At 70.3% G+C, this 25,302-nt stretch carries 25 protein-coding genes; 10 read left to right on the top strand and 15 right to left on the bottom strand.

Annotation, left to right across the window (positions count from 1 at the left end):
• Positions 1–62 precede the first annotated feature (62 nt).
• The 3 genes from UG56_RS28530 to UG56_RS23910 all read left to right on the top strand — a co-directional run bounded on the left by UG56_RS28530 (position 63) and on the right by UG56_RS23910 (position 1,022).
• Positions 63–203, top strand: coding sequence for a hypothetical protein (locus tag UG56_RS28530; RefSeq protein WP_177191547.1), 141 nt, complete (start codon positions 63–65; stop codon positions 201–203).
• A 107-nt stretch (positions 204–310) separates the two neighbouring features.
• On the top strand, positions 311–679 hold the full coding sequence (gene trxA, locus UG56_RS23915) for a thioredoxin (protein ID WP_045549358.1): 369 nt from the start codon (positions 311–313) through the stop codon (positions 677–679).
• Between the two features lie 43 nt (positions 680–722).
• A complete protein-coding gene (locus tag UG56_RS23910) occupies positions 723–1,022 on the top strand; it encodes a chorismate mutase (RefSeq protein WP_045549357.1) in 300 nt (99 codons plus the stop codon).
• An 84-nt stretch (positions 1,023–1,106) separates the two neighbouring features.
• Here UG56_RS23910 and UG56_RS23905 read toward each other — a convergent pair whose 3' ends face one another.
• A complete protein-coding gene (locus tag UG56_RS23905; protein ID WP_045549356.1) occupies positions 1,107–2,357 on the bottom strand; it encodes an FAD-binding protein in 1,251 nt (416 codons plus the stop codon).
• A 127-nt stretch (positions 2,358–2,484) separates the two neighbouring features.
• Between UG56_RS23905 and UG56_RS23900 the strand changes: the two genes are divergently transcribed.
• Together UG56_RS23900 and UG56_RS23895 are read left to right on the top strand one after the other, a co-directional pair.
• Complete coding sequence (locus UG56_RS23900) at positions 2,485–3,630, top strand: endo-1,4-beta-xylanase (protein ID WP_045549355.1); 1,146 nt, start codon at positions 2,485–2,487, stop codon at positions 3,628–3,630.
• An 80-nt stretch (positions 3,631–3,710) separates the two neighbouring features.
• Complete coding sequence (locus tag UG56_RS23895) at positions 3,711–3,899, top strand: hypothetical protein (RefSeq protein ID WP_045549354.1); 189 nt, start codon at positions 3,711–3,713, stop codon at positions 3,897–3,899.
• Here the strand turns inward: UG56_RS23895 and UG56_RS23890 are convergent.
• The 6 genes from UG56_RS23890 to UG56_RS23865 all read right to left on the bottom strand — a co-directional run bounded on the left by UG56_RS23890 (position 3,896) and on the right by UG56_RS23865 (position 10,632).
• On the bottom strand, positions 3,896–5,395 hold the full coding sequence (locus tag UG56_RS23890; protein WP_045549353.1) for a CoA-acylating methylmalonate-semialdehyde dehydrogenase: 1,500 nt from the start codon (positions 5,393–5,395) through the stop codon (positions 3,896–3,898). The genes UG56_RS23895 and UG56_RS23890 overlap by 4 nt on opposite strands.
• A gap of 23 nt (positions 5,396–5,418) precedes the next feature.
• Positions 5,419–6,720: an aspartate aminotransferase family protein gene (locus UG56_RS23885; protein ID WP_177191546.1), complete on the bottom strand. Its 1,302-nt coding sequence runs from the start codon at positions 6,718–6,720 to the stop codon at positions 5,419–5,421.
• A 160-nt stretch (positions 6,721–6,880) separates the two neighbouring features.
• Positions 6,881–7,906: a TIGR03842 family LLM class F420-dependent oxidoreductase gene (locus UG56_RS23880; protein ID WP_045549351.1), complete on the bottom strand. Its 1,026-nt coding sequence runs from the start codon at positions 7,904–7,906 to the stop codon at positions 6,881–6,883.
• A 4-nt stretch (positions 7,907–7,910) separates the two neighbouring features.
• Positions 7,911–9,374 (bottom strand): dihydropyrimidinase, encoded by a 1,464-nt coding sequence (gene hydA, locus UG56_RS23875; RefSeq protein ID WP_045549350.1) that lies wholly within the window; start codon positions 9,372–9,374, stop codon positions 7,911–7,913.
• A gap of 10 nt (positions 9,375–9,384) precedes the next feature.
• Positions 9,385–10,233, bottom strand: coding sequence for a nitrilase-related carbon-nitrogen hydrolase (locus tag UG56_RS23870; protein WP_045549349.1), 849 nt, complete (start codon positions 10,231–10,233; stop codon positions 9,385–9,387).
• A gap of 99 nt (positions 10,234–10,332) precedes the next feature.
• Positions 10,333–10,632 carry a hypothetical protein gene (locus tag UG56_RS23865; RefSeq protein ID WP_045549348.1) on the bottom strand — a complete coding sequence of 100 codons (300 nt, stop codon included), beginning with the start codon at positions 10,630–10,632 and terminating at the stop codon, positions 10,333–10,335.
• A gap of 261 nt (positions 10,633–10,893) precedes the next feature.
• Here UG56_RS23865 and UG56_RS23860 point away from each other — a divergent pair, with 261 nt between their 5' ends.
• Together UG56_RS23860 and UG56_RS23855 are read left to right on the top strand one after the other, a co-directional pair.
• Positions 10,894–12,171: a DUF445 domain-containing protein gene (locus tag UG56_RS23860; RefSeq protein ID WP_045549347.1), complete on the top strand. Its 1,278-nt coding sequence runs from the start codon at positions 10,894–10,896 to the stop codon at positions 12,169–12,171.
• Between the two features lie 122 nt (positions 12,172–12,293).
• On the top strand, positions 12,294–12,536 hold the full coding sequence (locus UG56_RS23855; protein WP_045549346.1) for an RNA-binding S4 domain-containing protein: 243 nt from the start codon (positions 12,294–12,296) through the stop codon (positions 12,534–12,536).
• A gap of 65 nt (positions 12,537–12,601) precedes the next feature.
• On the opposite strand, the gene UG56_RS23850 is transcribed toward UG56_RS23855, so the two are convergent.
• From UG56_RS23850 to UG56_RS23815, 8 genes are all read right to left on the bottom strand, one after another.
• Positions 12,602–12,976 carry an FKBP-type peptidyl-prolyl cis-trans isomerase gene (locus UG56_RS23850; protein ID WP_045549345.1) on the bottom strand — a complete coding sequence of 125 codons (375 nt, stop codon included), beginning with the start codon at positions 12,974–12,976 and terminating at the stop codon, positions 12,602–12,604.
• Between the two features lie 4 nt (positions 12,977–12,980).
• Positions 12,981–15,638 (bottom strand): DUF4153 domain-containing protein, encoded by a 2,658-nt coding sequence (locus UG56_RS23845; RefSeq protein ID WP_045549344.1) that lies wholly within the window; start codon positions 15,636–15,638, stop codon positions 12,981–12,983.
• Positions 15,635–16,336, bottom strand: coding sequence for a response regulator transcription factor (locus UG56_RS23840; protein ID WP_045549343.1), 702 nt, complete (start codon positions 16,334–16,336; stop codon positions 15,635–15,637). Before UG56_RS23840 ends, UG56_RS23845 begins: the two co-directional genes overlap by 4 nt.
• Positions 16,337–16,403: 67 nt before the next feature.
• Positions 16,404–16,838, bottom strand: a complete 435-nt coding sequence (locus UG56_RS23835) for a CBS domain-containing protein (protein ID WP_045549342.1) — start codon at positions 16,836–16,838, stop codon at positions 16,404–16,406.
• Positions 16,839–16,892: 54 nt separating this feature from the next.
• Complete coding sequence (locus UG56_RS23830; protein WP_045549341.1) at positions 16,893–17,765, bottom strand: inositol monophosphatase family protein; 873 nt, start codon at positions 17,763–17,765, stop codon at positions 16,893–16,895.
• Positions 17,766–17,863: 98 nt separating this feature from the next.
• Entirely contained in the window at positions 17,864–18,886 is a 1,023-nt protein-coding gene (gene rsgA, locus UG56_RS23825) for a ribosome small subunit-dependent GTPase A (protein ID WP_045549340.1), read from the bottom strand.
• A 7-nt stretch (positions 18,887–18,893) separates the two neighbouring features.
• Positions 18,894–20,174, bottom strand: coding sequence for a 3-phosphoshikimate 1-carboxyvinyltransferase (gene aroA, locus UG56_RS23820; RefSeq protein ID WP_084101537.1), 1,281 nt, complete (start codon positions 20,172–20,174; stop codon positions 18,894–18,896).
• A gap of 86 nt (positions 20,175–20,260) precedes the next feature.
• Complete coding sequence (locus tag UG56_RS23815; RefSeq protein ID WP_071327290.1) at positions 20,261–22,852, bottom strand: sigma-70 family RNA polymerase sigma factor; 2,592 nt, start codon at positions 22,850–22,852, stop codon at positions 20,261–20,263.
• A 292-nt stretch (positions 22,853–23,144) separates the two neighbouring features.
• Between UG56_RS23815 and UG56_RS23810 the strand changes: the two genes are divergently transcribed.
• Genes UG56_RS23810 through UG56_RS23800 form a run of 3 tightly spaced genes read left to right on the top strand, consistent with a single transcriptional unit; the run spans position 23,145 to position 25,292 of the window.
• The gene (locus UG56_RS23810; protein WP_045552008.1) at positions 23,145–23,864 is read left to right on the top strand and encodes a hypothetical protein; all 720 of its coding nucleotides are present in this window, start codon (positions 23,145–23,147) and stop codon (positions 23,862–23,864) included.
• Between the two features lie 44 nt (positions 23,865–23,908).
• A complete protein-coding gene (locus tag UG56_RS23805; RefSeq protein ID WP_045552009.1) occupies positions 23,909–24,652 on the top strand; it encodes an SOS response-associated peptidase in 744 nt (247 codons plus the stop codon).
• Between the two features lies 1 nt (position 24,653).
• Positions 24,654–25,292 (top strand): alpha/beta hydrolase family protein, encoded by a 639-nt coding sequence (locus UG56_RS23800; RefSeq protein WP_071327289.1) that lies wholly within the window; start codon positions 24,654–24,656, stop codon positions 25,290–25,292.
• Positions 25,293–25,302: the final 10 nt, after the last annotated feature.

The raw sequence follows: 25,302 nt of genomic DNA, 5'->3' as shown, positions 1-25,302 counted from the left end.
GGGCCCCATCTCAGGGAGAATCCTGAGGTGGGGCCTGGGTGCTGCGGCGTACGCTTGCTCACATGTTCTGGATCATCCTCCTCCTCGTCGCAGCGGCTGTCGGTGGCTACGTCTACCGGGTGCCGATCGTCGCCAAGCTGACCGGGCAGCCACGCAGCCGGATCGAGCGGCACATCGGGCCGAAGGCCAAGCGTCTTCCCTGATCCCGGCAGACATCCGCTGCGGGAATCGTCGGTGACACGCGTGCGTTGAGACGTACGTGCCCGCCGATCCGGCGCGCACACGACTCCAGACCGGAAGTGAGAGCCCCATGCCCACCGTCGAGCTCGGCGCAGAGAACTTCGAGAGCACCGTCACCGACAACGAGATCGTCCTCGTCGACTTCTGGGCGTCCTGGTGCGGCCCGTGCCGCCAGTTCAGCCCCATCTACGACGCCGCCTCCGAGGAGCACCCCGAGATCGTCTTCGGCAAGGTCAACACCGAGGCCGAGCAGGCGCTCGCCGGCGCCGCCAACATCACCTCGATCCCGACGCTGATGGCCTTCAAGAAGGGCAACCTCGTCTTCTCCCAGCCCGGTGCGCTCCCGGCGCCCGCGCTCAAGCAGGTCATCGACGCCGTCGTCGACCTCGACATCGACAAGGCGCTGGCCGAGCAGGCCTCGAAGGAGTCCGGCGAGTAAGACTCGTCGTGGCTCCGGGGCCCGCATCAGGTTTGATAGCGCTGTGACCGAACCCGATAGCGCCGCCCACGAAGAGCTCCTCCGTCTGCGCGGCAGCATCGACAATCTCGACGCCGCCCTCGTCCACCTCCTCGCCGAGCGCTTCAAGTGCACCGAGCAGGTGGGGCGGCTGAAGGCGCGCGCGGGCTTCCCGCCGGCCGACCCCAACCGTGAGGCGGTCCAGATCGAGCGGCTCCGCCGGCTCTCCGACGACGCCGGCCTGGACCCCGAGTTCGCGGAGAAGATCCTCAACGTGATCATCGCCGAGGTCATCCGCAACCACCGCCAGTTCGTCGAGGACTGAGGACGTCTGTCGGGTAGTCCGGTAGCGAGCTGCCCATATACCCGCCGGTAATAGGCAGTTCGCTACCGGACTACCCCGGCCAGGTCAGCCGAGCACCCGGGCCAGCCACGCGTTCCAGAACCTGCGGTCGGGGTCGAAGCGGCGTACGAGGTCCTTGAAGTCGTCCCAGCGCGGGAAGGTGGCACCCGGATCGGGGGCGGCGAAGAGCTTGCCCCAGTGCGGTCGGGTGCCCTCCGGGAGCCGCTGCTCGAGGTCGGGCAGGAGCGCTCCCACACCGACCGGGTCGGCGTTCCAGGTGAAGTGCAGCGCCAGCGTGTCGGTGCCGTAGGCGGGGGAGAGCCACAGCTCGTCGGCGGCGACGGCGCGGATCTCGCCGACCTGCAGCAGCGGCTGGACCCGGTCGGCGAGCGACCGGACGGCGTCGACCGCTTCCTGGGCACGCTCGAGCGGCACCAGGTACTCGCTCTGCAACTCCGCGCCGACGCTCGGCTGGAACTCGAGCCGGAAGTGGGGCAGCCGCTCGTGCCACGGGCCGGGCACGCCGAGCTGTTCGGTGCACGGGGCCGGGTCGAGGCCCGGGACGACGTGGCGCGGCTCGGTCGCGAGCACCGTGCCCGGGATCTTTGGCGTCGTCGAGCGCGACTTCACCCAGACCCGGCCGACGGACCCGTCGGGCTCGTCGCCCCAACGCGTGAAGATCGACACCGAGTAGGCCGCGGCGAGGATCTCGGTGAGGTGTTCGCGCAGGTCAACGTAGGTGAGCCCCTCGTGGACCGTCTGCGCGATCTGATAGGTCGGCGACGTCAGCAGCTCGAGATGGGTCACGATCCCCAGGGCGCCGATGCCGACCACGGCTCCGGCGAAGTCCGGTGACCCGGTTTCCACACGCACCAGATCACCGCGGCCGTCCACGATCTCCAGCGCTGTCACCGAGGTGGCCAGAGAGCCGTTGCCGACCCCCGAGCCGTGGGTGCCGGTCGCGACCGCGCCGGCGACCGAGATGTGGGGGAGCGAGGCGAGGTTGGGGAGCGCGCGTCCGCGCTGCTGCAGCCAGGCGGCGAGCTCCCCGTAGCGCATCCCGCCGGGCACCCGGACCACGTCGCCGTCGAGCGTCGGCGGCCCCGACAGCCCCTCGAGCGACACCAGCACGCCGGAGGTGTCCGCGAGGTCGGTGAAGGAGTGTCGGGACCCCAGCGCGCGCAGCCGTGGCTCGCGCAGCACGAGGTCGCGTACGTCCTCCACGGAGCGCGGCCGCACGAGCTCGCGCGCGGTGTAGTCGTAGCTGCGTGCCCAGGTCGAGCCGGGGGCTTCGCGGAGAGAGGTCTCGGTGCGCATGGACCGGATCGTAGCCGGGAACGGGGCCTGGTGCGCGTCTTCGGAAAACGTTATCGACAACGATTGACAACCGGGACACCTACCAGCCAATCTGTGATGCCGATCACATTCATCGCTTGGAGGTACCGTGAGAATTCGTCAACTGGCCGCCGTCGTCGCCGCGGCCGCGACCGTCGCTGTCACCGCATCATCCGCGGCCCAGGCTGAGCCGCGGGGCTTCCAGCCCCCGTCCGACTCGCTGCGCTCCTACGCCTCCCCGATCGGTCTGCGCGTCGGTGTCGCGGTCAACCCCGAGGTCCTGGCCGACGAGGAGCTCGCCGGCATCGCCGCCGACGAGTTCTCCAGCCTCACCCCCGAGAACGAGATGAAGTGGGAGAGCGTCGAGCCGACGCGGGGCACCTACGACTGGTCCGGTGCCGACGAGGTCGTCGACTTCGCCCGCGCCCACGGCCAGAAGGTGCGCGGCCACACCCTGCTCTGGCACAACCAGAACCCCGCCTGGCTGACCGAGGGCGTCGAGAACGGCACGATCAGCGACGACGAGCTCCGCGCGATCCTCGAGAAGCACATCACCGACGAGGTGTCCCACTTCCGCGGCAAGATCTACCAGTGGGACGTCGCCAACGAGTTCTTCGCCGACTCCTGGAGCCCGAACCCGCTCCCCAACGGCATGAACGGCGACAGCTTCTGGATCAAGCACCTCGGCACCGGCATCGTCGCCGACGCCTTCCGCTGGGCGCATGCCGCCGACCCCAAGGCCAAGCTGTTCTACAACGACTACAACGTCGCCGGTGAGGACGGGAACAGCGCCAAGTCGACCGCGGTCCACGCCTGGGCCAAGGAGCTCCTCGCCCAGGGCGTCCCGATCCACGGGATCGGCAACCAGGGTCACCTCGACACCCAGTACGGCTTCTCCGGCGAGCGCTTCCGTGCCGACCTGCAGCGCTATGCCGACCTCGGTCTCGAGGTCGCGGTGACCGAGGCCGACGTACGCACCTTCGTCGACTCCGCCGAGACCCAGGTCCCCACGGACGACCTGGCCCTCTTCGCCCACCCCTACGAGTTCTCCCAGATGCTCCAGGCCTGCCTCGCCGTACGCGCCTGCACCTCGTTCACGGTCTGGGGCATCGACGACGCCCACTCCTGGGTACCGGGCTGGTTCGACGGGGAGGGCTACGCGCTGCTCTGGGACGTGAACCGCCGGCCGAAGGAGGCCTACACGACGTTGAAGCAGGACCTCCGCCTGGCCCTGGGGGCTCCGCGCCGGCGTTGAGCCGCGGCGGATCCGTGGCGGCACCCGGGCGGCGGTGGTCTACTGGGACCGAGCACATCGATCGATCTGAGCGAGGGCAGATGAGCGAGCACGCAGCAGAGGCAGACCTCGAGGAGCAGGCGACCGGAGTCGTCGAGGAGACCGTCGACGACGAGGCGCCGCTGGACGCCACGGAGACGGTGACCTCGACGCCGGACGACGTCGACGAGGCCGACTACACCGAGCAGAAGCTCGACGCAGGCGGCCCCGACGACGACTACGACTACTAGGAGTTCTGCGGGAACCCGAGGTTGATCCCGCCGTGCGAGGGGTCGAGCCACCGGGTGGTGACGGCCTTCTCGCGGGTGAAGAAGTCCAGCCCTGCGGGGCCGTACGCCTTCGCGTCCCCGAACAGGGAGGCCTTCCAGCCGCCGAAGGAGTGATAGGCGACAGGCACCGGGATCGGCACGTTCACGCCGACCATCCCGACCTGCACCTCGCGCTGGAACCGGCGGGCGGCACCGCCGTCGTTGGTGAAGATGGCGGTGCCGTTGCCGAACTGGCCGGAGTTGATCAGCTCCAGGCCCTCCTCGTAGCCGGAGACGCGGACGACCGAGAGCACCGGGCCGAAGATCTCCTCGGTGTAGACGGTCGAGGTGGTCGGCACGCGGTCGACGAGCGTCGGCCCGACCCAGAACCCGTTCGGGTCGCCGTCCACCTCGATCCCTCGTCCGTCGACGACGACCTCGGCGCCGTCGGCCGCAGCCACGTCGACGTAGCTGGCCACCTTGTCGCGGTGGGCGCCGGTGATCAGCGGCCCCATGTCGGTGCCGCGGGTGCCGTCGCCCGTCTTGAGCGTGGCCATCCGGGAGGTGATCTTCGAGATCAGGGTGTCGGCCACCGAGTCGACCGCGAGCACCACCGAGATCGCCATGCAGCGTTCCCCGGCCGACCCGAAGCCCGCGTTGACCGCCGAGTCGGCGACCAGGTCGAGGTCGGCGTCGGGCAGCACGAGCATGTGGTTCTTGGCGCCACCGAGCGCTTGGACGCGCTTGCCCGCGGCGGTGCCGCGCTCGTAGACGTAGCGGGCGATCGGGGTGGAGCCGACGAAGGAGATCGAGGCGACGTCGGGGTTGTCGAGGAGCGCGTCGACGGCCTCCTTGTCGCCGTGGACGACGTTGTAGACACCGTCGGGGAGCCCCGCCTCGGCCCACAGCTCCGCGATCCAGTTCGACGCGGTCGGGTCCTTCTCCGAGGGCTTGATGATGACCGTGTTGCCGGCCGCGATCGCGATCGGGAAGAACCACATCGGCACCATCGCCGGGAAGTTGAACGGGCTGATGATGCCGACCACGCCCAGCGGCTGCTTGAGGGTGGTCACGTCCACACCGTTCGAGACCTGCTCCGAGACGGTGCCCTTGAGCAGGTGGGAGAGCCCGCAGGCGAACTCGACGACCTCGAGCCCGCGGGCGATCTCGCCGGCGGCGTCGGAGAGGACCTTGCCGTGCTCGGCGGTCAGGATCTCGGCGAGCTCGCCCTTGCGGGCGTTGAGCAGCTCGCGGAACGCGAAGAGCACGGCCGTACGCCGCGTGAGCGAGGTCTCGCTCCACTCTTCGTAGGCCTTCTTGGCCGCGGAGACCGCGGTGTCGACGTCGGCGGCCGAGGCGAAGCGTACGTGCTTCTGGACGGTGCCCAACGCGGGGTTGTAGACGTCGCCGAGACGGGTGCCGGTGCCGGGGTTGGCGGCGCCGCCGATCCAGTGGTCGAGGATGGGGAGATCGGTCATGTCATGGGTCCTTACAGAGCTGTTCAGAGCGAGCCGAGCACGTCGTCGTAGATCGAGATCGCCTCGGCGACCTCGTCGGGGGTGACGACGCACGGGGGCACCACGTGGATGCGGTTTTCCATGGTGAACGGGATCAGCCTGCGGGCGATCAGCTCGGACTTGATCCGGCCCATCGTCGCGGCCGGCAGCGGCTCCCGGGTCCCACGGTCGGCGACCAGCTCGAGGGCCCAGAAGACGCCGGTGCCGCGCACCTCGCCGATCACGTCGTGCTTCTCGGCCAGCGATGCGAGGCCCGGGGCGATGTGGTCGGTGCCGATGGTCGCGGCGTTGTCGACGATGCCCTCCTCGTTCATCGCCTCGATGGTCGCCACGATCGACGCCATCGCGAGCGGGTGGCCGGAGTAGGTGAGGCCGCCGGGGAAGACCCGGTCGTCGAAGGTCGCCGCGACCGGGTCGGAGATGATCACGCCGCCGGCGGGTACGTAGCCGGAGTTGACCCCCTTGGCGAAGGTGATCAGGTCGGGGACGACGTCGTAGGCGTCCAGGGCCAGCCACTCGCCGGTGCGGCCGAAGCCGGCCATCACCTCGTCGAGGATGAGCATGATCCCGAACTCGTCGGCCAGGGCCCGGACCCCGGGGAGGTAGCCCGGCGGCGGCATCATGATCCCGGCGGTGCCGGGGATGGTCTCGAGGAGGATCGCCGCGATCGAGGCGGGTCCCTCGGACTCGATGACCCGGCGCAGGTGGTGCAGCGCGCGCTCCGCCTCCTGCTCCGGCGTGGTCGACCAGAACTCCGAGCGGTAGAGGTAGGGGCCGAAGAAGTGGACGTGGCCCCGGGCGTACTCGTTCGGGATCCGGCGCCAGTCGCCCGTAGCGACGATCGCCGCGCCGGTGTTGCCGTGGTAGGAGCGGTAGGTCGAGAGCACCTTGTCGCGGCCGGTGTGGATGCGGGCCATCCGGATCGCGTTCTCGACCGCGTCGGCGCCGGCATTGGTGAAGAAGACCTTGTTGAAGCCGACCGGCGCGATGTCGGTGATCCGCTCGGCGGCCTCGCCGCGAGCCAGGTTGGCCGTCGTCGGCGCGATCGTGGTCAGGGTCTCGGCCTGCTTCTTGATCGCCTCCACCACCCGCGGGTGCTGGTGGCCGATGTTGGTGTTGACCAGCTGGGAGGAGAAGTCCAGGTAGGTGTGCCCCGAGTCGTCCCACACCCGAGAGCCCTGCCCGCCGGCGATGACGAGCGGGTTCAGCGACGCCTGGGCGGACCAGGAGTGGAAGACATGGGATCGGTCGAGGTCGTAGGCGCGGGTGTCGCTGGCGCTGGTCAAGGCTGTCCCCTGGGGTGCGTGGATGGACATGGATCTGATTTCACTCTACGCCGGGAGCGGCGTTGACGCCGCTGATCCGGGATACTGATTACGACGGTATATCAGGCGAATGGCCACGTTTTCGTTACATTCTCATGCCGCAGGCAACGAAATCACGCGCTCATGTCTTCGCGGTCCCCGGCCGGTTCACCCGGGGGATCACCAGGTCTCCGTACGCCGCCAGTGTCTGGTCCATCGCGTCGTGCTGCAGATAGACGGCGAACTGGTCGACGCCGAGGCTCCTGAGCCGTTCGAGCTTGGCGACCTGCTCCTCGACCGAGCCGAGGAGGCAGAACCGGTCGACGATCTCGTCGGGCACGAAGCGGGTATGGGTGTTCTCGGCCCGGCCGTGCTCGTTGTAGTCGTAGCCCTCGCGGTCCTTGATGTAGTCGGTGAGCGCCTGCGGGACCGCGCCGCTGCCGTACTTGGCGACGATGTCGGCGACGTGGTTGCCGACCATCCCGCCGAACCACCGGCACTGCTCCCGCGCGTGTGCGAGCGTCTCGGGCGAGCCGTCGGTGACGTACGCCGGTGCGGCCACGCAGAACGTCAGCGACTCCGGGTCGCGGCCGGCGTCGGTGGCCGCCTTCTTGACCGCGCCGATCATCCACTCGGTGATGTCGGGGTCGGCGAGCTGCAGGATGAACCCGTCGCCGACCTCGCCGGCCGCCTTCAGCGCGAGCGGGCCGTAGGCCGCGATCCACACCTCCAGCTCGGAGCGCTTGGCCCAGGGGAACTGCAGCGTGGTGCCGTTGATCTCGACCGGACGCCGGCTGGCGAGCTCGCGGATCACCCGGGTCGCCTCGCGCATCTCCCGGATCGTCGAGGGCTTCCCGTTGAGCACCCGCACCGCGGAGTCGCCGCGCCCCATCCCGCACACGGTGCGGTTGCCGTACATCTCGTTGAGCGTCGCGAAGACCGATGCGGTCACCGTCCAGTCGCGGGTCGCCGGGTTGGTGACGAACGGACCGACCTTGATCGTGCGGGTCTCGGCGAGGATCTGGCTGTAGATGACGTACGGCTCCATCCACAGCAGGTGGCTGTCGAAGGTCCACACGTAGTCGAAGCCGTACGCCTCGGCCTGCTTCGCCAGCGACACGACCCGCCAGGCGGGCGGGTTGGTCTGGAGGACGACACCGAAGTCCATGACGTCAGACCAGGTACTGGGAGAGGTCGCGCTTGAGGTAGCTGCCGTGGCCCTTGGTGCCCTGGAACTCGCCGTCGGCGACGACGACGGACCCACGGGACAGGACTACGTCGACGTGCCCGTCGATCTCGTAGCCCTCCCAGGCGGAGTGGTCCATGTTCATGTGATGGGTCCTGCCCTCCCCGACGCCGATGGAGGTGTGGCCGGCCGGGTCGTAGACGACGATGTCGGCGTCGGCCCCCGGCGCGATGACGCCCTTGCGGCCGTAGAGCCCGAACATCCGCGCCGGTGTGGTCGCGATCAGCTCGACCCACCGCTCCAGGGTGATCTGCCCGGTCACCACGCCCTGGTAGAGCAGGTCGACGCGGTGCTCGATCGACCCGATGCCGTTGGGGATGGCCCGGAAGTCGTCCTTGCCGAGCTCCTTCTGCTCCTTCATGCAGAAGGGGCAGTGGTCGGTGGAGACCATCTGCAGGTCGTTGGTGCGCAGCGCCTGCCACATCGCGTCCTGGTGGCCCTCCGCGCGCGAGCGCAGCGGTGTGGAGCAGACCCACTTGGCGCCCTCGAAGTCGCCCCACTCCTCGGAAGAGGCGCCGAGCTGCTCCTCGAGGGAGAGGTAGAGATACTGCGGGCAGGTCTCGCCGAACACGTTCTTGCCGCGGTCCCGGGCACCGGCGAGCTGCTCGACGGCCTGCTTGGCGCTGACGTGCACCACGTAGAGCGGTGCCCCGGTCACGTCGGCGAGCATGATCGCCCGGTGGGTGGCCTCCTCCTCCATCTGCCAGGCACGCGCGATGCCGTGGTAGTAGGGGCTCGTCTTCCCGGACTCCGCGAGCTGCGCGGCGAGCACGTCGATCGCCGGCCCGTTCTCGGCGTGCATCATGGTCAGCAGCCCGTGGTCGGTCGCCTTCTGCATCGCGCGTAGCACCTGGGCGTCGTCGGAGTAGAAGACGCCCGGGTAGGCCATGAACAGCTTGTAGGAGGTGATCCCCTCGTCGACGAGGGTGTCCATCGCCTTGAGCGCGTCGTCGTCGACCCCGCCGATGATCTGGTGGAACCCGTAGTCGATCGCGCAGTTGCCGGCGGCCAGCTCGTGCCAGTGCGCCAGCCCGTCCTGTACGCGTTCGCCGTAGCGCTGCACCGCGAAGTCGATGATCGTCGTGGTGCCGCCCCAGGCCGCGGCTCGGGTGCCGGTCTCGAAGGTGTCGGAGGCGTTGGTGCCACCGAACGGCAGCTGCATGTGGGTGTGGGCGTCGACGCCACCGGGGATGACGTACTTCCCGGTCGCGTCGATCGTGACGTCGGCGTCGATGGTGCCGATCCCGGCGTACGTCTTCTCGCGGGTGTCAGCGCCGGAGGCGCTGGGTGAGCACAGCGCGACGATCCTTTCGCCGTCGACGAGCACGTCGGCCTCGGTGCGCCCGGTCGCGGAGACGACCGTGCCGCCCGTGATGAGCGTGGTGGTCATGCGGGCCTCCTCAGGGCCGGGGGATGGCGGTGTACGAATCGGGCCGCCGGTCGCGGTAGAACTGCCAGTCGTCGCGCATCTCCTGGACCATGTTCATGTCCAGGTCGCGTACGAGCAGCTCCTCCTTCTCGCCCGAGCCGAGCTCGCCGACGTAGTTGCCGCGGGGGTCGACGATCTGCGACATCCCGTAGAAGTTGACCGCCTCGGCGCCGTACTCGTTGTCCTCGAGGCCGACCCGGTTGGGGGCCAGCACGAAGTAGCCGTTGGCGACCGCGGCGGCGGGCTGCTCGATCTCCCAGAGCCGGTTGGAGAGCCCGGGCTTGGTGGCGTTGGGGTTGAAGACCATGTGGGCCCCGTTGAGGCCGAGCTCGCGCCAGCCCTCGGGGAAATGGCGGTCGTAGCAGATGTACATCCCGACCTTCCCGACCGCGGACTCGAAGACCGGGTAGCCGAGGTTGCCGGGGCGGAAGTAGAACTTCTCCCAGAACTTCTCCACGTGGGGCAGATGGTTCTTGCGGTACTTGCCGAGGATCGTGCCGTCGGCGTCGACCAGCACGGCGGTGTTGTAGTAGATCCCGGTGTCGGCCTCCTCGTAGATCGGCAGCACCATCACCATGCCCAGCTCCTTGGCCAGGCTCGCGAAGCGCTGCACGATCGGGCCATCGGTCGGCTCGGCGTAGCGGTAGTACTTCTTGTCCTGGGTGATCCCGAAGTAGGGCCCGTAGAAGAGCTCCTGGAAGCACATCACCTGGGCGCCCTGCGCGGCGGCGTCACGCGCGAAGCCCTCGTGCTTGTTCAGCATGGAGGCCTTGTCCCCGGTCCAGGTGGTCTGGCTGATTGCGGCTCTGACGATGGTCATCCAACTACCTCCCTCGTCAATAGAAACATGCCGCCGCGGCCCGTGGGGCCACGACGGCATTTTTGCCTCGACGGAGGCGGTGCTTGAAAGTCTGTTGCTCTAGGCGGCGGTCGCCGGATGACGTACGACCACGTGCTCGACCGCCCGGGCGAGCTCCTCGCGGAGCTCGGGCGCGAGCTGCGGGCAGTCGACGGAGAGGAACAGCTCCATCGCGGAGCGGGTCGCGCGGGCGCGCTCGCCGGGTGTGCCCTCGGTGAGGGTGGGCGCGATCTCGGCGAGATGGGCGCTGGTCTCGACCACGGTGTTGCAGTCGTGCGGGGTGAGTGGGGCGCGGGCCTCCCGGCCGGCGCGGACGAGGACGCTGAGAACCTCCACCTTGGCGGCGGTGGTCAACGACATAGCGCTCCTCGACGAGTCGAACAGATGCGACCCCACACCGTCCGCGTTGTGCGACGACATGTATCTCCTCGGTGGGACGTGTGCCTCCCCCGAGGCACTCTCGCCCACTCCAACGAGCAGGGGAAGGGATCGGTGACGCCCTTGGGTGCTTTGTAACCCACCTGTGGGCCGACCCGTGAGTAACCTATAGAAACTCGGGATCTGGTGTTGCCGCCCGGTGTTGCCGGGCGTCGCGTGGGACGACCCGGCACAATGGAGCCCATGAGTTCTCCTGGGGGCGCCGGGATCGGCGGTCTGATGGTCGAGACCGAGGCCGATGTCGTACGTCGCCAGGCACTGCGCCGCATGCGCATCGTCGCCACCGGGCTGCTGGTCGTGGCCGCGATCGTCTATCTGCTGACCCTGCGGATGGACGGGTTCTGGGGGTTCGTGAACGCCGGTGCCGAGGCGTCGATGGTCGGTGCGATGGCCGACTGGTTCGCGGTCACCGCGCTGTTCCGTCACCCGTTGGGGCTGCCGGTGCCGCACACGGCGCTGATCCCGAAGCGGAAGGACGAGCTCGGCGCCAGCCTGGAGGAGTTCGTCCAGGACAACTTCCTGCAGGAGGAGACCATCCGCGAGCGGCTCGGCGTCGCGATGCCCTCGCTGCGGCTCGCGCTGTGGCTCTCCGAGGAGCCCAACGCCAAGCGCGTCGTCGACGAGGTCTCCACCGTGGTCGCCGACGGGCTCTCCCGGATCAACAACCGGCACATCGTCGAGATCATTCAGGACGGGTTCGTACCCCGCCTGCGCGAGGAGCAGATCGCACCGCTCATCGGCGGCACCCTGCAGGCGGCGCTGGACGACGGCGTACACCACGGCCTGGTCGACCTGGCCCTGGTCGAGCTGCACGGCTGGCTCGAGGAGAACGAGGAGATCGTCACCGAGGTGCTCGGGGAGCGGGCGCCGTGGTGGACACCGCAGGTGCTGCGCGAGCCGGTGACCGCCCGCATCCACGTCGAGCTGGTCCGCTGGATCGCCGACATCCGTGACGACCCCGAGCACCGCGCCCGCAAGGCGATCGACACCATGCTCGCCGACCTCGCCGACAACCTGCAGCACGACGAGGCCACCATGGAGCGCGCCGAGCGGCTCAAGGAGCGCGTGCTCGACCACCCCGGCGTGATCAACACCGCCATCTCCATCTGGGACGCGCTGCGCCGCGCGCTCACCACCTCCCTGCGCGACCCTGACGGCGTCGTCCGCCGCCGCGCCCTGGACGAGGTCGTCCGCTACGCCCAGAAGGTCGTCCTCGACGAGACCCTCCAGCGCCGCTACGACGCCCTCGCCTCCGACGTGGCCGTCTACGTCGTCAAGCGCTACGGCCGCGAGGCCACCACCGTCATCACCCACACCATCCAGCGCTGGGACGGCAAGCAGGCCGCCCGCCGCATCGAGCTCTTCGTCGGCCGTGACCTGCAGTTCATCCGTATCAACGGCACCATCGTCGGTGGCCTCGTCGGCGTCATCATCCACACCATCACCGTCCTCGTCGCCTGACCGGCCCCAGCCGAGGCGTCACCGCGGTCGGCCGAGAAGTCACGTACGTCGCCCCAGATGTCATCTGGTGCCGCTTCGGCCGTCGTTTGTGACGCCTCGGCGGGGTGGGGGAGGATGAGGGGGTGAGCGAGCCCTTCGACGTACCCATCACCGACGAGGTCATCCGCCTCGGTCAGTTCCTGAAGCTGGCCAATCTGGTCGAGACCGGCTCCGAGGCGCGCCCGGCGATCACGGCCGGCGAGGTGAAGGTCAACGGTGAGGTCGAGCTCCGCCGCGGGCGGCAGCTCCGGGTCGGCGACGTCGTCGAGTACGCCGGCCAGGCGGCCCGCGTCTCCGACGACGCCGACTTCGACGTCCCCTGGTGACTCCGGCCGGAACGAGCGCGAGGCGGTGACCCGGATGGGTCACCGCCTCGCTGCGTAGGAGCTGCTTACTTCTCGACCTTGACCAGGTCGCAGACGAAGATCAGGGTCTCGCCGGGCTTGATCGCGCCGCCGGCGCCACGGTCGCCGTAGGCGAGGTGGGGCGGGATGACGAGCTGACGGCGGCCGCCGACCTTCATGCCGAGGATGCCCTGGTCCCAGCCCTGGATGACCTGGCCGATGCCGACCCGGAAGTCGAGCGGCTCGCCGCGGTTGTAGGACGCGTCGAACTCCTCGCCGGTGGACAGCGCGACACCGACGTAGTGCACCGAGACGCGGTCACGCTCGGTGGCCTCCTCGCCGTCGCCGATGGTGATGTCCTTGATGACGAGGTCGGTCGGAGGGGTGGGGTCGACGAAGTCGATCTCTGGCTTCTGGCTCATGACGTCAGTCTATGTAGCGAGGCTCGTCGGGGCACACCGCGGCCGGGTCGGCCTCGGAGCCGATCGGCGGGTTGTAGCCAGGGGTCAGGCCGTCGGCGCGGTGCCGGCCGAGGTTCCACTCGAGCCAGTCGCCGTCGCGATCGTTGGGCCCGAGCACACAGCGCTGCAGATCCTCGGGGAGCTTCTCCAGCGCCGGCACGGCGTCGTCGGAGAGCCCGCGGAGGAACTGGGTGTCGATCTTCCCGGTCTCGTTATAGCGGGTGACGTTGTGCTCGGCGATCCACGCGTCGGGGTTGATCGCGGCGATCCCGAGCAGGGCGACCGCCCCGCTGACCAGCGCGAACCGGCCGAGCCAGAGCCCGCCGCCGATCGCGGTGCCGGTCACCGCGGCGACCAGCCCGGCGATGACCAGCAGCCCCAGCCAGGCCTCGAAGACGTCGACGAGCATCCGGAGCTGCGTGAAGCCGTACGCCTCCTGATAGAGGTGCATCCGATACAGGGCCGACCCGACGACGACCAGGGCCTCGGCGGCCAGCAGCCCGAGCGCGACCCGCAGCCACAGCCGGTCGGCGGCGGTCTCCACCGGCGCCTTCCGCGCCGCCGCCCAGATCACCAGCAGGGTCAGGGCGGTCGCGACGGTGAGCTGCCCGAACCCCTGGTGGACGTACTCGGCGTAGGTCAGCCCCGTCGTCTTCCGCAGATAGTCCTCGCCGCCGAAGACCGCGGTCGCCTGCGCGACCAGGAACGCGGCGAAGACGCCCACGACGACACCGACCGGCGCCAGCCATTCGTAGCGGTTGGCGACGGGCTGGGACGTACGCTCGTTGCGGTCGATCCGCGGCGGGTTCACGGCCAGGTACGCCGCGGCCAGCACCACCCCGAAGACGAAGACGGTCATGAAGATCCGAGCCGCGAAGGTGTCGGGGCGTACGTCCGGCACGAACTGGTCGACCCAGCTGCCCAGCACCGCATCGGCGGTGGTGAACAGCAGCCCGAAGATCACCAGGCCGAGCAGCGAGAGCGCCGTGGTGCGCGCGACCGCGGCCCCGTGACCCTTGCCGGAGACGCTGGTGAGCGTACGTCCCAGCCACGGGATCCCGCGCAGCCCGGCCAGCGGCCAGGAGATCCCGGTGAGCATGATGCCGAGCAGTGTCTTCGCCCGGGTCGAGGCACACAGCAGCACGGCGACCGCGGTGAGCAGGCACAGCGCGACGATCCACTCGGCGTCGCGAAACACCGCGACCGAGGAGAGCAGCGCGAACAGGACGTAGCAGACGATCGGGAACCAGCCGCGGCGCTCCCTGCCCGCCACCATCACGACCCCGCCGGCGGCGAGCATGACGACGACGGTTCCGAGCCCGGCGTTGCGGTCGGGGATCAGGAGGCCACCGAGCAGGCCGGCGACCACGGCGCCGATGAAGAGTCCGAACCGGCCCACGACACCGGAGTCGGGCCAGTAGGTGCCGAAGATGTCGTCGAGGACCGACGGGGTGGCATCGGCTTTGGCGTCGGCCGGGGTGGTCGTGGGAGTCGGCTCGGCCGGTTTCGCGGGTTCGGCGGGTTCGGCCGCCGGGGGAGTGGTGGGCATCTGGCTCTCCTCGTGGGTGGGGGTGAGATGACTGGCAACGGTGCGTGCGGGTGGCCGCAGCGGAAGATCGACGCGCACCCGGGCGCCAGCGGCACCAGCGGCACCAGCGGCACCAGCACCAGCACCAGGAAGCGGGTCGAGGAAGGCGATGGAGCCGCCGTGCAGGTCGGTGACCCACCGGGCGATGGCGAGCCCGAGCCCGGTGCCACCGCCTTCGGCGGAGGCACTGAGCGTGCCGAAGGGCTCGAAGACGCGACCCCGGTCGGCGACCGGGACACCGGGCCCGGAGTCGAGCACCTCGAGGTGGTAGCCGTCGGGCTCGTCGAGCCCGGCGCGCACGGTCACCACGCCGCCGCGCGGGCTGTGCCGGGAGGCGTTGTCGAGCAGGTTCACGACGAGCTGGCTGAGCCGATCGGCGTCGGCGTCGACGACGAGAGCGGCCGGCACGTCGATCTCGTAGGAGACCGGCCGCCCGTTGGCCCGGACCTCCGCGACACAGGCCTCCAGCAGCGGGCCGAGCTCGACCGAGGCGGTGCTCAACGGCGCCTTGCCGGCATCGACGCGCGCCAGGTCGAGCAGGTCCTCGACGAGCCGGCTCAGCCGCTCGGCCTGGCCGAGCGCGGTCTGGAGCGCGGCGGGGTCGGAGCCGACACCGTCCACGAGGTTCTCCAGCACGACGGTGAGAGCAGCCAGCGGCGTACGCAGCTCGTGGGAGACGTTGGCGACGAGGTCGCGGCGCTGGCGGTCGACCGCGCCGAGGTCGCTGGCCATCGTGTTGAACGCGCGGCCCAGCTGACCGACCTCGTCCGCCCCGCCGACGGGCACCGAGACCGAGTAGTCGCCCCGTGCCATCCGCCGTGCGGCCAAGGTCATCTGGCGCAGCGGCGAGGTCATACCCGCCGCCAGCAGCTGGGTGACGGCGAGCGCGATCCCGATCGTGACGGGGATCGAGATCCACGGCGAGACCCCGGCGACCCGCCCGAGCGAGGCGACGACGGCCGCGACCAGAGCGCTCGCGGCGACCAGGAGCCCGAGCTTGACCTTGATCGAGGAGACCCGTTCCAGCGGCGTCATTCGCCGGCCTCCAGGGCATAGCCGACGCCGTGCACCGTGCGCACCCGCGCGGACCCGATCTTGGCGCGCAGCCCCTTCACGTGGCTGTCGACCGTTCGTGTCCCGGAGGCGTCGTTCCAGCCCCAGACCTCGGCGAGCAGCCGCTCGCGGGTCACCACGGCGCCCGGGTCGGCGGCGAGGCAGACCAGCAGGTCGAACTCGGTCGGCGTCAGCCGGACCTCGGACCCGTCGACCCAGACTCGCCGAGCCGCCGGATCCATCCGCAGCCCCCCGATCTCGGCCGTACGCCGCGGCGACGCGGCCAGCTCGGCCGCCCGCTCCACCCGCCGCAGGAGCGCGTTGACCCGGGCCACCAGCTCGCGGGCCCGGAACGGCTTGGTGAGGTAGTCGTCGGCCCCGACCCCGAGCCCGACCAGCACATCGGCCTCGTCGACCCGGGCGGTGAGCATGAGCACCGGCACGGGACGTACGGCCTGGATCCGGCGGCACACCTCCAGGCCGTCGTAGCCGGGCAGCATCACGTCGAGCACCACCACGTCCGGGGATGTCGACTCGAAGCTGGAGACGGCGCCGGGCCCGTCCCATGCCCGCACGACGTCGTACCCCTCCGCCGCGAGGCGGTCCGAGACGGCCTGGTTGATGACCGGCTCGTCCTCGACGACGAGGACCCGGCGGGTGGCGGTCAGATGTTCTGGCACATGCTCAGGCTAGAAGCCGGAGCCGCCGGAAAGGCTGCAGAAGTTGTGCAGGTCCTGTGAAGAACCTCTACGTCTGGTGGACGTACGCCTCGAGCTGGTCGCGTTCGAAGGCGAGCTGGTCGATGCGGTGCTTGACCAGGTCGCCGATGCTGACGATGCCGACCAGGGCACCGTCGGCCGAGACGACCGGCATGTGCCGGATCCGGCGCTGGGTCATGGTGCCCAGGATCTCGTCGATGGTCGCCTCGGGGGCGCAGGTCTCGACCTCGGCGGTCATGATCGAGGAGACCTCGGCGGCGAGCAGCGCGTCGTTCTCGTGGAGACGTCGCACCACGTCGCGCTCGGAGACGATGCCGGCGACCTCGGCGGTGTCGCTGCTGACGACACAGGCTCCGATGCCGTGCTCGGCGAGGACCCCGAGCAGGTCACGCACGGTGGCGGTTGATGCGATCGTGACGACTTCCGCGATCGCCTTGCGAGTGAGTACGTCCGCGATCTTCATGCATCAACGGTAGCGGCTGTGACAGGCGTCACGCCAGGGTCTGGTGTGACGGTGCTACTCGCTGGCCGGACGGCGGAACGCCGTCACCGACCCGGGCTGAGCGGCCGGCCAGTCGGCGTCGTTGTTGCCGTCGGGCAGCCCGCCGAGGAAGGAGAGCACCGCGTCGTGCAGGTGGCCGTTGGTGGCCAGCGCGTTGCCGCCCCACGGCCCCGGGTCGCCGGCCAGCGACGTGAACGACCCGCCGGCCTCGCGCACGATGATGTCCAGCGCGGCCATGTCGTAGACCTCGAGCTCCGGCTCGACGGCGATGTCGACGGCACCCTCGGCGACGAGCATGTAGGACCAGAAGTCGGAGTAGGCCCGGGTGCGCCAGCAGCTGCGCATCAGCGCCAGGAAGTCTTCGAGCCGCTCGCGCTCCTCCCAGCCGTGCAGCGAGGAGTAGGACATCGAGGCGTCCTCCAGGCGGCGTACGTCCGAGACCTGGCACGGGGTCGACTTCATCAGCGACTTGCCGGTGTGGGCACCCTGCCCCTTCGCCGCCCACCAGCGCCGTCCGAGCTGCGGCGCGGAGACGACCGACATCACGACCTCGTTGTCGACGGCGAGCGCGATCAGGGTCGCCCAGACCGGGACGCCGCGCACGAAGTTCTTGGTGCCGTCGATCGGGTCCACGATCCAGCGCCGGCTGGAGGAGCCGGAGGATCCCGACTCCTCGCCGGTGATCGCGTCGCGCGTCCGCGCGCGGGAGAGCGTGCGCCGGATCGACTCCTCCACGGCCTTGTCCGCGTCCGAGACGGGAGTGAGGTCGGGCTTGGTCATGACGTGCAGGTCGAGCGCCTTGAACCGCGACGTCGACAGCGAGTCGGCGTCGTCGGCCAGCAGGTGCGCCAGCCGCAGGTCGTCGTTGTAGTCAGGAGTGCTCGCCACGAGGGATCACTCTAGTGGCTCCGGCTCCGGAGCGAACCCTCCCCTGGTAACCGGTTGCCCACGAAAACACCGCCCAGGGCATGGGAAGTCGGCCCAGGTCAGAGCGCGTACGCCGGCACCGACCGCGCCTCGAGCAGCCGGCGGAACGAGGCGACCCGTTCGGGATCCAGGCTGCCGGCCTCGATCGCCGCGTCCAGGCCGCACTCGGGCTCCTCCGCCGAGTGCGTGCAACCGCGCGGGCACTCGGCCGTCGCCTCCTCCAGATCGGGGAAGGAGACGATGAGCCGTTCGGGCTCGACGTGGGCCAGCCCGAACGTACGGATCCCCGGGGTGTCCACGATCCACCCGGCATTCTCGGCAGAGCCGGGCAGCCTCAGCATCAGCGCCGACGTGGAGGTGTGCCGTCCTCGCCCGGTGACCGCGTTGACGTGCCCGACCTCGCGCCCGGCGTCGGGGACGATGGCGTTGACCAGCGTCGACTTGCCCACGCCGCTGTGGCCGAGGAGCACCGACGTACGCCCGTCGAGCTCGGCCTGCAGCGCGCTCATGTCGCCGCCCCGCTGGGTCACCACCCACGGGACCCCCAGCGACCGGTAGATCGAGACCAGCGACTCCGGGTCGGCCAGGTCGGCCTTGGTGATGCACAGCAGCGGGTCGATGCCCGCCTCGTAGGCGGCCACCAGCGCGCGGTCGATGAACCCGGTGCGCGGCTCGGGGTCGGCGATCGCGGTGACGATCACCAGCTGGTCTGCGTTGGCGACCACGACCCGCTCGACGGGGTCGTCGTCATCAGCCGTACGCCGCAGCACCGTCTCCCGCGGCTCGACCTCGACGATCCGGGCCAGCGCGCCCTCCGCACCCGAGGTGTCGCCGACGACCTTGACCCGGTCGCCCACGACCACGCCCTTGCGGCCGAGCGGACGGGCCTTGACCGCCCACACCTCGACCTCGGGAGCCTCGTCCATGACCAGCGTGAACCGGCCACGGTCGACCGTGATCACCCGGCCGAGGTCGGCGTCGTCGTAGCTGGGCCGGTCCTTGGTCCGTGGCCGGGTGCGGCGCCGGGGACGGTCGTAGTGCTCGACGTCCTCGGTGCCGTAGCGACGCTGTGCCTTCGCCATCAGCCGCTCAGAAGAGCCCAGCCCAGAAGGGCGCGAAGTCGGTGAAGGTCTTCGAGGTGGTGGTGATGTTCTCGACCAGGACGTCCTCGACGGCGGCCCCGATGATCACCCCGGCATGAGCCATCCGGTGGTCGGCGTAGGTGTGGAACACCCCGCCGTGCAGCGTCGCCGGGCGGATCGTCAGCCCGTCGGGATGCTCGGTGACGTCGGCCCCGAGCGCCCCCAGCTCGCGGGCCAGCGCGGCGAGGCGGTCGGTCTCGTGGCCACGGATGTGGCCGATACCGGTCAGGTGCGAGGGCGTCGTGGCGAGGGCGCACAGGGCCGCGACCGCCGGGGTGAGCTCGCCGATGTCGTGCATGTCCAGGTCGATCCCGGTGAGCCGCTCGGGCCCGGTCACGGTGAGCCCGTCGGTCACCCGCACCTCGCAGCCCATCAGCGAGAGCACCTCGCGCAGCTGGTCCCCCGGCTGGTCGGTGGCCTCCGGCCAGTCGCGCACGGTCACGGTGCCGCCCGAGACCGCGGCCAGCGCGAGGAACGGGGCCGCGTTGGACAGGTCCGGCTCGATCGTGCGGTCCAGGGCCTTGATTGGCCCCGGTGCCACGGTCCACCGGTTGGCGTCGGAGTCGTCGACCGCGACGCCGTGCTCACGCAGCATCGCGACCGTCATGTCGATGTGGGGGAGCGAGGGGACGGGCTTGCCCTCGTGGCGTACGTCCACGCCCTGCTCGTAGCGCGCCCCCGCCAGCAGCAGCGCGCTGATGAACTGGCTCGAGGCCGACGCGTCGACCACCACGGTTCCGCCGGGCACCGCACCGGCGCCGCGGATCGTGAACGGCAGCCCGTCACCCTCGATGTCCACGCCGAGATCGCGCAATGCGCGCAGCACCTCGCCGACCGGTCGCTTGCGCATGTGCGGGTCGCCGTCGAAGGCGACCGTGCCGGTGGAGAGCGCGGCCACCGGAGGTACGAACCGCATCACCGTCCCCGCCAGCCCGCAGTCGACGTCGGCGTCGGCGCCGAAGGCCCCGGGCGTCACGACCCAGTCGTCTCCGTCGGTGTCCACCCGCGATCCCAGCGACGTCAGCGCTGCCGCCATCAGCAGCGTGTCGCGGGACCGCAGCGCCCGGCGTACGACGCTGGGCCCGTCGGCGATCGAGGCCAGCAGCAGCGCCCGGTTGGTGAGCGACTTGCTCCCGGGCAGGGACACCGTCGCCGTGACCGGCCCGCGCGCTCGGGGCGCCGGCCAGGGGTCGGCGATGTCTGCGGCACGGTCGGTCGTCGTAGTCACCCCTCAACCTTAGTGGCTTCGACCTGCGAAAACCGCAGCGCGTCCGCCGGCCGAGGCCGACGGACGCGCGGTGAGCCGATGTGGGATCAGCCGAGGCCGATCGCCTCCAGGAAGCCCTTCCAGGTCAGTGCACCCGTGTGGGCGCTCGCCTCGGACTCGGAGGGCTCGTCGCCGGGGACATCCTCCGGCTCGGCGCTGTCGTTGGGAGTCGCCGGGTCGGAGGGAAGCTCCGAGGACGGCGTGGGCACCTGAGGCACGTCAGGTGTGGTCGGCGGCGCGGGCACCTGCGGGACGTCCGGCGTGCTGGGCGGCGTCGGCACCTGCGGCACGTCCGGGGTCTCCGTCGGCGACGGGCTCGGGGTCGGCGTGGGCTCCGGGGTCGGTTCCGGAGTGGGCTCGGGACCGGTTCCGGAGACCGAGGCGCTGTTGTTGCCGGTGTCGCCGTCCTCGTAGCCGGCGGGCTCGATGCTCGCTTCGAAGGTCCACGTCGCGCCCGGCTGCGCCGTGAACGCGAAGTGCGCCGCCTCACCGTCGCCGGAGAGCACGCACTCGTAGGTGACCGTGCCGTTCACCGGCATCGTGGTGGCCGGCGAGCCGCAGGCCGACCAGGCGTAGCCGGGTCCGAAGTAGGGCGAGGCCACGCCGGTCATCTCGATCCGAAGCGTCGTCGACTGCCCGCCGGCGGCGTCGGGGAGGCCGGTGACCGTGGCGACGACGTCCTCGTAGTCACGCAGGTCGGACACGCCGGGAATCGTGAAGACCCCGCCCACTCCGGACTCGTGACGGTGGCTGACCCCGACTTTTGGGTCGTTCTTCGGAGCTTGCTCGAAGGTCACCTCCACAGCACCGACGTCCTTGCCGCCGTGGCCGTCCGAGATTCGATAGGTGAAGGTGTCGCCGGTCCCGTCGTAACCGGGCGTCATCGTGTAGACGACCTTGCCGTCGACGATCTCGGCGGTGCCGTGCGCGGGCTCGTCGACGATCTCGACCAGCTCGAGGGCGTCGCCGTTGTCGTCGCTGTCGTTGGCGAGCACGTCGATAGTGGTCGTCGCCGTCCCCGGCTGGTTCCCGTTGCCGTTCCCGTTGTTGCCCTCGCCGTTGCCGTGCCCGCCGGTCACCGTCGCGGTGGCGGCGTCGTCGACGGCCTTCGGGTCGGCGTTCGGCGTGGTCACGTCGACCGTGCCCTCGACCTCGCCGCCGTTGCCGTCGGTGAGGACGTACTCGATCGTGTCGGTGCCGCGCCAGCCCTTGTCGGCCTGGTAGGTCACGGTGGTGACGGAGTCGCCGGCCATCCGCAGGCCCGCGAAGATCGCGCCGCTGGGGCGGCCTCCCTTGCCGCCGCCCGAGGTCGAGGTGCCACCCAAGGAGACGACGCCGTGGGCGGGGGCGCGGACGCTGGCCTCCTTGACCGAGAGCGAGTCGCCGTTGGCGTCGGTCGCTCCCCGGGTCAGGTCGATGACGGCCTTGCCGCCGGGGGTCACCTTGACCTCCGGGATGGGCGTCGCGATCACCGGTGCCTGCTCGGTCTGCGTGGCCGGCTGGTCGGCCGGCTGGTCCGCGGGCTGGTCTGCCGGCGGGGCGGCCGGCTGGTCGGCCGGCTGGTCGGCCGGAGGTGCCGCCGGAGGCGGAGCAGCCGGGTTGTCGGCGGGCGGTGCTGCCGGGTCCGCGGGAGCGGGGTCGGCCGGCGCCTCGGCGGCAGGCTCGTCGGCAGCCGGCTCCTTCGGGGCCGGGTCACCGCCGGTGAGCGCGAACCCGGCGACGACGGCAGCAGCGGCCGCGACACCGGCACCACCCGCGACGACACGACCCACCGGATCGCCCAGCGCCCAGTCCCTGACCCGCCCGAGGAAGAGCAGCGCGCCGCCCTTGGCGGCGACGCCACCACCGACGGCGAGGTAGCCCGCGCCGGCGGTGCCGAGCAGGGCCGGAGCGAGCCAAGCACCCATCCCGGAGTTGACCTCGGTGAGCTCGAGGTAGATCGCGGTGCACGGACGGCAGTCCTGCAGGTGGTCGTCGACCTTCTTGGCGTCGCGCTTGGACAGGCCGTTGCGGATGTAGGCACCCAGGTTGGCGCGCGTGGTCGCGCAGGCCTCCTCGCCGGCGTCCTGGGCGTGCATCGAGATGAAGGCCTGCTTGAGGCCCTCGCGAGCCCGGTAGGCGAGCGCGGAGACCGAGTTGGCCGACATCCCGAGCATCGGCGCGATCTCGGCCGGCTTCTGGCCCTCGACCTCGGTGTGCCACAGCACCTGCTGCCAGCGCTCCGGGAGCTGCTGGAACGCCTTCGCGGCGGCCTGGTTGTCGAAGCCTGAGACCGCGGTGTCCTCGAAGGGCACGCCCGGGTCGAACGGCGTCAGGTCGTCGGTCGTGGTCAGCTTGGAGGCGGCACGGATCTTGTCGACGTGGAGCCGGCGCAGCGACGTCAGCAGGTAGGCGCGGAACGCCAGGTCCGGACCGCCGCCCTTCTGCAGCACGTTGAGCACCTTGGCGAACGCCTCGGAGACGAGGTCGTCGACATCGCCGGACGACACCAGCTGCCGGGCGAGGCGGCGGGCGGCCTCGACATGGCGCTCGAACAGCGTCCCGTACGCATCCAGGTCACCGCCGCGGACAGCGGTGATCAGCTCGGCGTCGCCGGGGGCGTCGAGGGTAGGTAGAGAGGTGGGGGTCGATTCGCTCACAGCACCAGAGACGTTAGAAGGACCGGGGTATGACGCGGGTTGCGCCAACGGGAGACATGCGCTGTGCTAACGACTGCGGCGGTCCGCACGTCACGCCCCCTTCCCGGGATCGGACAACAAGTTTCGAGAAACCCGGAAAATGCGGGTCACTATCGCGTCATGCTTGCCGATTTCGCGCGTCACGTCCATGTGGGCGCGGGGAGATCGGCGCGCGCACCACTGTATCCATCACCCGACGATTTCGAACGAGGAACCACAGCAACGCCAGGAAACACGAGGAAAGAGGTGAGTCGTGCGGCTGTTCTCCCGGGGTAGGCGTGCGCGTGCGTCCACCTCGCCCGAGACCACAGAGCTCTCCGAGGAGCAGCGGGCGGCGCTGCCGCCCCGGTTCGAGGCTGTCGCCGAGGCGCTGGCCGAGCGCAGCAGCTACGTCGCCGAGGCCTGCTGGGTGGTCGGTCATGACCTCGCCGAGACCGGTGTCTCGCTCGGGGAGAGCCTCGACGACCTCCGGCTGACGACGCAGACCGTCCACAGCCGCGACCCGGCCTTCGCCGAGGTGCACGCCCTCTCCGTGGCCTGGAGCGAGGCCACGCTCGGCTACCTGCACACCATCTCCTGTGCCGACCCGCTCACCGGTCTCTCCACCCTCGCGCACGTCCGTGAACGCATCTCCGAGCTCTACCGCGAGGCCAAGGCGTGCAGCCACGCGCTGGTGGTCACCGACGCTCACGTCCCGGGCACCGGAGGGAAGACCGACAGCATCGCCACCGCCCGCCGGATGTCGTTGCTGGGCCAGACCGCCCGCACGGTCTTCGCCGGAGCGGCCGCCGTCGGACAGGTCGGTCACAGCCGGATGGTCGTGGTCACCCCGCGCGACGAGACGCTGGTCAAGCGGCTCGGCCTCCTCAAGCGGATGGTCGAGCACAGCGCCGACAGGATCTGGATCGAGGGCCTTCCGGAGAACGACACGTCCGCGGGGTTCCTGCTCGACGAGCTGGCCCGCGGAGCCTAGAAATACCGGGAAACACCGTCGCCGTGCGGCGCTAAGGTGAACGTATGTGCGGTCGTTACGCGTCCAGCCGCCAACCCGACGAGCTGGCCGAGGAGTTCGAGATCGATGAGCTGCGCCTGCAGGAGCCGCTCACCGAGAGCTACAACGTAGCCCCGACCGACGATGTCTATGCAGTCCTCGAGCGCCCGCCGCGCGAGGACGACGCGTCCAGCGAGCGCCAGCTCCGTTCCGTACGGTGGGGCCTGGTCCCGTCGTGGGCCAAGGACGTCAAGATCGGCAACCGGATGATCAACGCCCGGATGGAGACGGTCGCCGAGAAGCCGGCGTATCGCCGGGCCTTCGCCAAGCGCCGCTGCCTGCTGCCGGCCGACGGCTACTTCGAGTGGTACGCCACCGACGCCGTCGATGCGAAGGGCAAGCCACGCAAGCAGCCCTACTTCATCACCCCGAAGGACGGGGGAGTGCTCGCGATGGCCGGTCTCTACGAGCTGTGGCCCGACCCGACCAAGGACGAGGACGACCCCGGCCGGTGGCTGTGGAGCTGCACGGTGATCACCACCGAGGCGGAGGACTCCCTGGGGCGGATCCACGACCGGATGCCGCTCATGGTGGAGCGTGAGCGCTGGGACGAGTGGCTCGACCCGACCCGTCCGGGCGATCTGGAGCTGCTGACCCCGGCGGCGCCCGGCCGGCTGGAGGCCTACCCGGTCTCGACGCTGGTGAGCAACGTACGCAACGACGGCCGTGAGCTCATCGAGCCGCTGCCGCTCGAGGAAGCCTGGGGATGACATGGGTGGAACCACGACGCAGATGATCGACACGCCCTACGGGGAGGGGCGGCTCTACACCCGCCGGGCGCGACGACCACAGGCGACGCTGCTGCTCTCCCACGGTGCCGGCAACGGCATCGACACCCACGACCTGATGGCGCTCAACGACGCGCTGCCGGCCCAGGGCATCACCGTGGTGCGCTTCGAGCAGCCCTGGCGGGTCAAGGGGAAGCCGGTGGCCACGCCGCCGAAGTCCCTCGACGCGGCCCTGACCATCGCGGCCAACTGGATGCGGGTGCGCACCCCGCTGGTGGTCGGCGGGCGTTCCGCGGGGGCCCGCTCGGCGGTCCGCACCGCGCGCGGGTTCGGCGCCGCCGGGGCGCTCTGCCTGGCCTTCCCGCTGCACCCGATCAGCAAGCCCCAGGTCTCGCGTGCCGACGAGCTGCTGGAGGCGCGGGTGCCGACGCTCGTGCTGCAGGGCACCCGGGACCGGTTCGGCAGGCCCGAGGAGTTCCCCGAGGGGATCGAGGTGACCCCGATCCCGGGGGCGGATCATTCCCTGAACGTCGGCAAGCGCGGCCCGATCACGCAGGCCGACGCCGACGCGATCCTGGTCGAGTCCACCCTGGAGTGGCTGGTCCGCGAGGTCATCCCCTAGAACGTGCGCC

It is taken from the genome of Nocardioides luteus (assembly GCF_000960475.2).
In the GTDB taxonomy this organism is placed as follows: domain Bacteria; phylum Actinomycetota; class Actinomycetes; order Propionibacteriales; family Nocardioidaceae; genus Nocardioides; species Nocardioides luteus_A.
This window is presented reverse-complemented; position numbering and strand designations above follow the sequence as displayed.

Excerpts from the sequence above, each read along its gene's own strand:
- rsgA (WP_045549340.1), bottom strand. The coding sequence starts at position 18,886 with ATGGCGAAGGCACAGCGTCGCTACGGCACCGAGGACGTCGAGCACTAC.
- UG56_RS23845 (WP_045549344.1), bottom strand. The coding sequence starts at position 15,638 with ATGACGCCGCTGGAACGGGTCTCCTCGATCAAGGTCAAGCTCGGGCTC.
- UG56_RS23860 (WP_045549347.1), top strand. The coding sequence starts at position 10,894 with ATGAGTTCTCCTGGGGGCGCCGGGATCGGCGGTCTGATGGTCGAGACC.
- UG56_RS23905 (WP_045549356.1), bottom strand. The coding sequence starts at position 2,357 with ATGCGCACCGAGACCTCTCTCCGCGAAGCCCCCGGCTCGACCTGGGCA.
- UG56_RS23800 (WP_071327289.1), top strand. The coding sequence starts at position 24,654 with ATGGGTGGAACCACGACGCAGATGATCGACACGCCCTACGGGGAGGGG.
- UG56_RS28530 (WP_177191547.1), top strand. The coding sequence starts at position 63 with ATGTTCTGGATCATCCTCCTCCTCGTCGCAGCGGCTGTCGGTGGCTAC.
- UG56_RS23870 (WP_045549349.1), bottom strand. The coding sequence starts at position 10,233 with ATGACCATCGTCAGAGCCGCAATCAGCCAGACCACCTGGACCGGGGAC.
- UG56_RS23805 (WP_045552009.1), top strand. The coding sequence starts at position 23,909 with ATGTGCGGTCGTTACGCGTCCAGCCGCCAACCCGACGAGCTGGCCGAG.
- UG56_RS23890 (WP_045549353.1), bottom strand. The coding sequence starts at position 5,395 with ATGACCGATCTCCCCATCCTCGACCACTGGATCGGCGGCGCCGCCAAC.
- UG56_RS23850 (WP_045549345.1), bottom strand. The coding sequence starts at position 12,976 with ATGAGCCAGAAGCCAGAGATCGACTTCGTCGACCCCACCCCTCCGACC.
- hydA (WP_045549350.1), bottom strand. The coding sequence starts at position 9,374 with ATGACCACCACGCTCATCACGGGCGGCACGGTCGTCTCCGCGACCGGG.
- UG56_RS23895 (WP_045549354.1), top strand. The coding sequence starts at position 3,711 with ATGAGCGAGCACGCAGCAGAGGCAGACCTCGAGGAGCAGGCGACCGGA.
- UG56_RS23835 (WP_045549342.1), bottom strand. The coding sequence starts at position 16,838 with ATGAAGATCGCGGACGTACTCACTCGCAAGGCGATCGCGGAAGTCGTC.
- trxA (WP_045549358.1), top strand. The coding sequence starts at position 311 with ATGCCCACCGTCGAGCTCGGCGCAGAGAACTTCGAGAGCACCGTCACC.
- UG56_RS23865 (WP_045549348.1), bottom strand. The coding sequence starts at position 10,632 with ATGTCGTTGACCACCGCCGCCAAGGTGGAGGTTCTCAGCGTCCTCGTC.
- UG56_RS23880 (WP_045549351.1), bottom strand. The coding sequence starts at position 7,906 with ATGGACTTCGGTGTCGTCCTCCAGACCAACCCGCCCGCCTGGCGGGTC.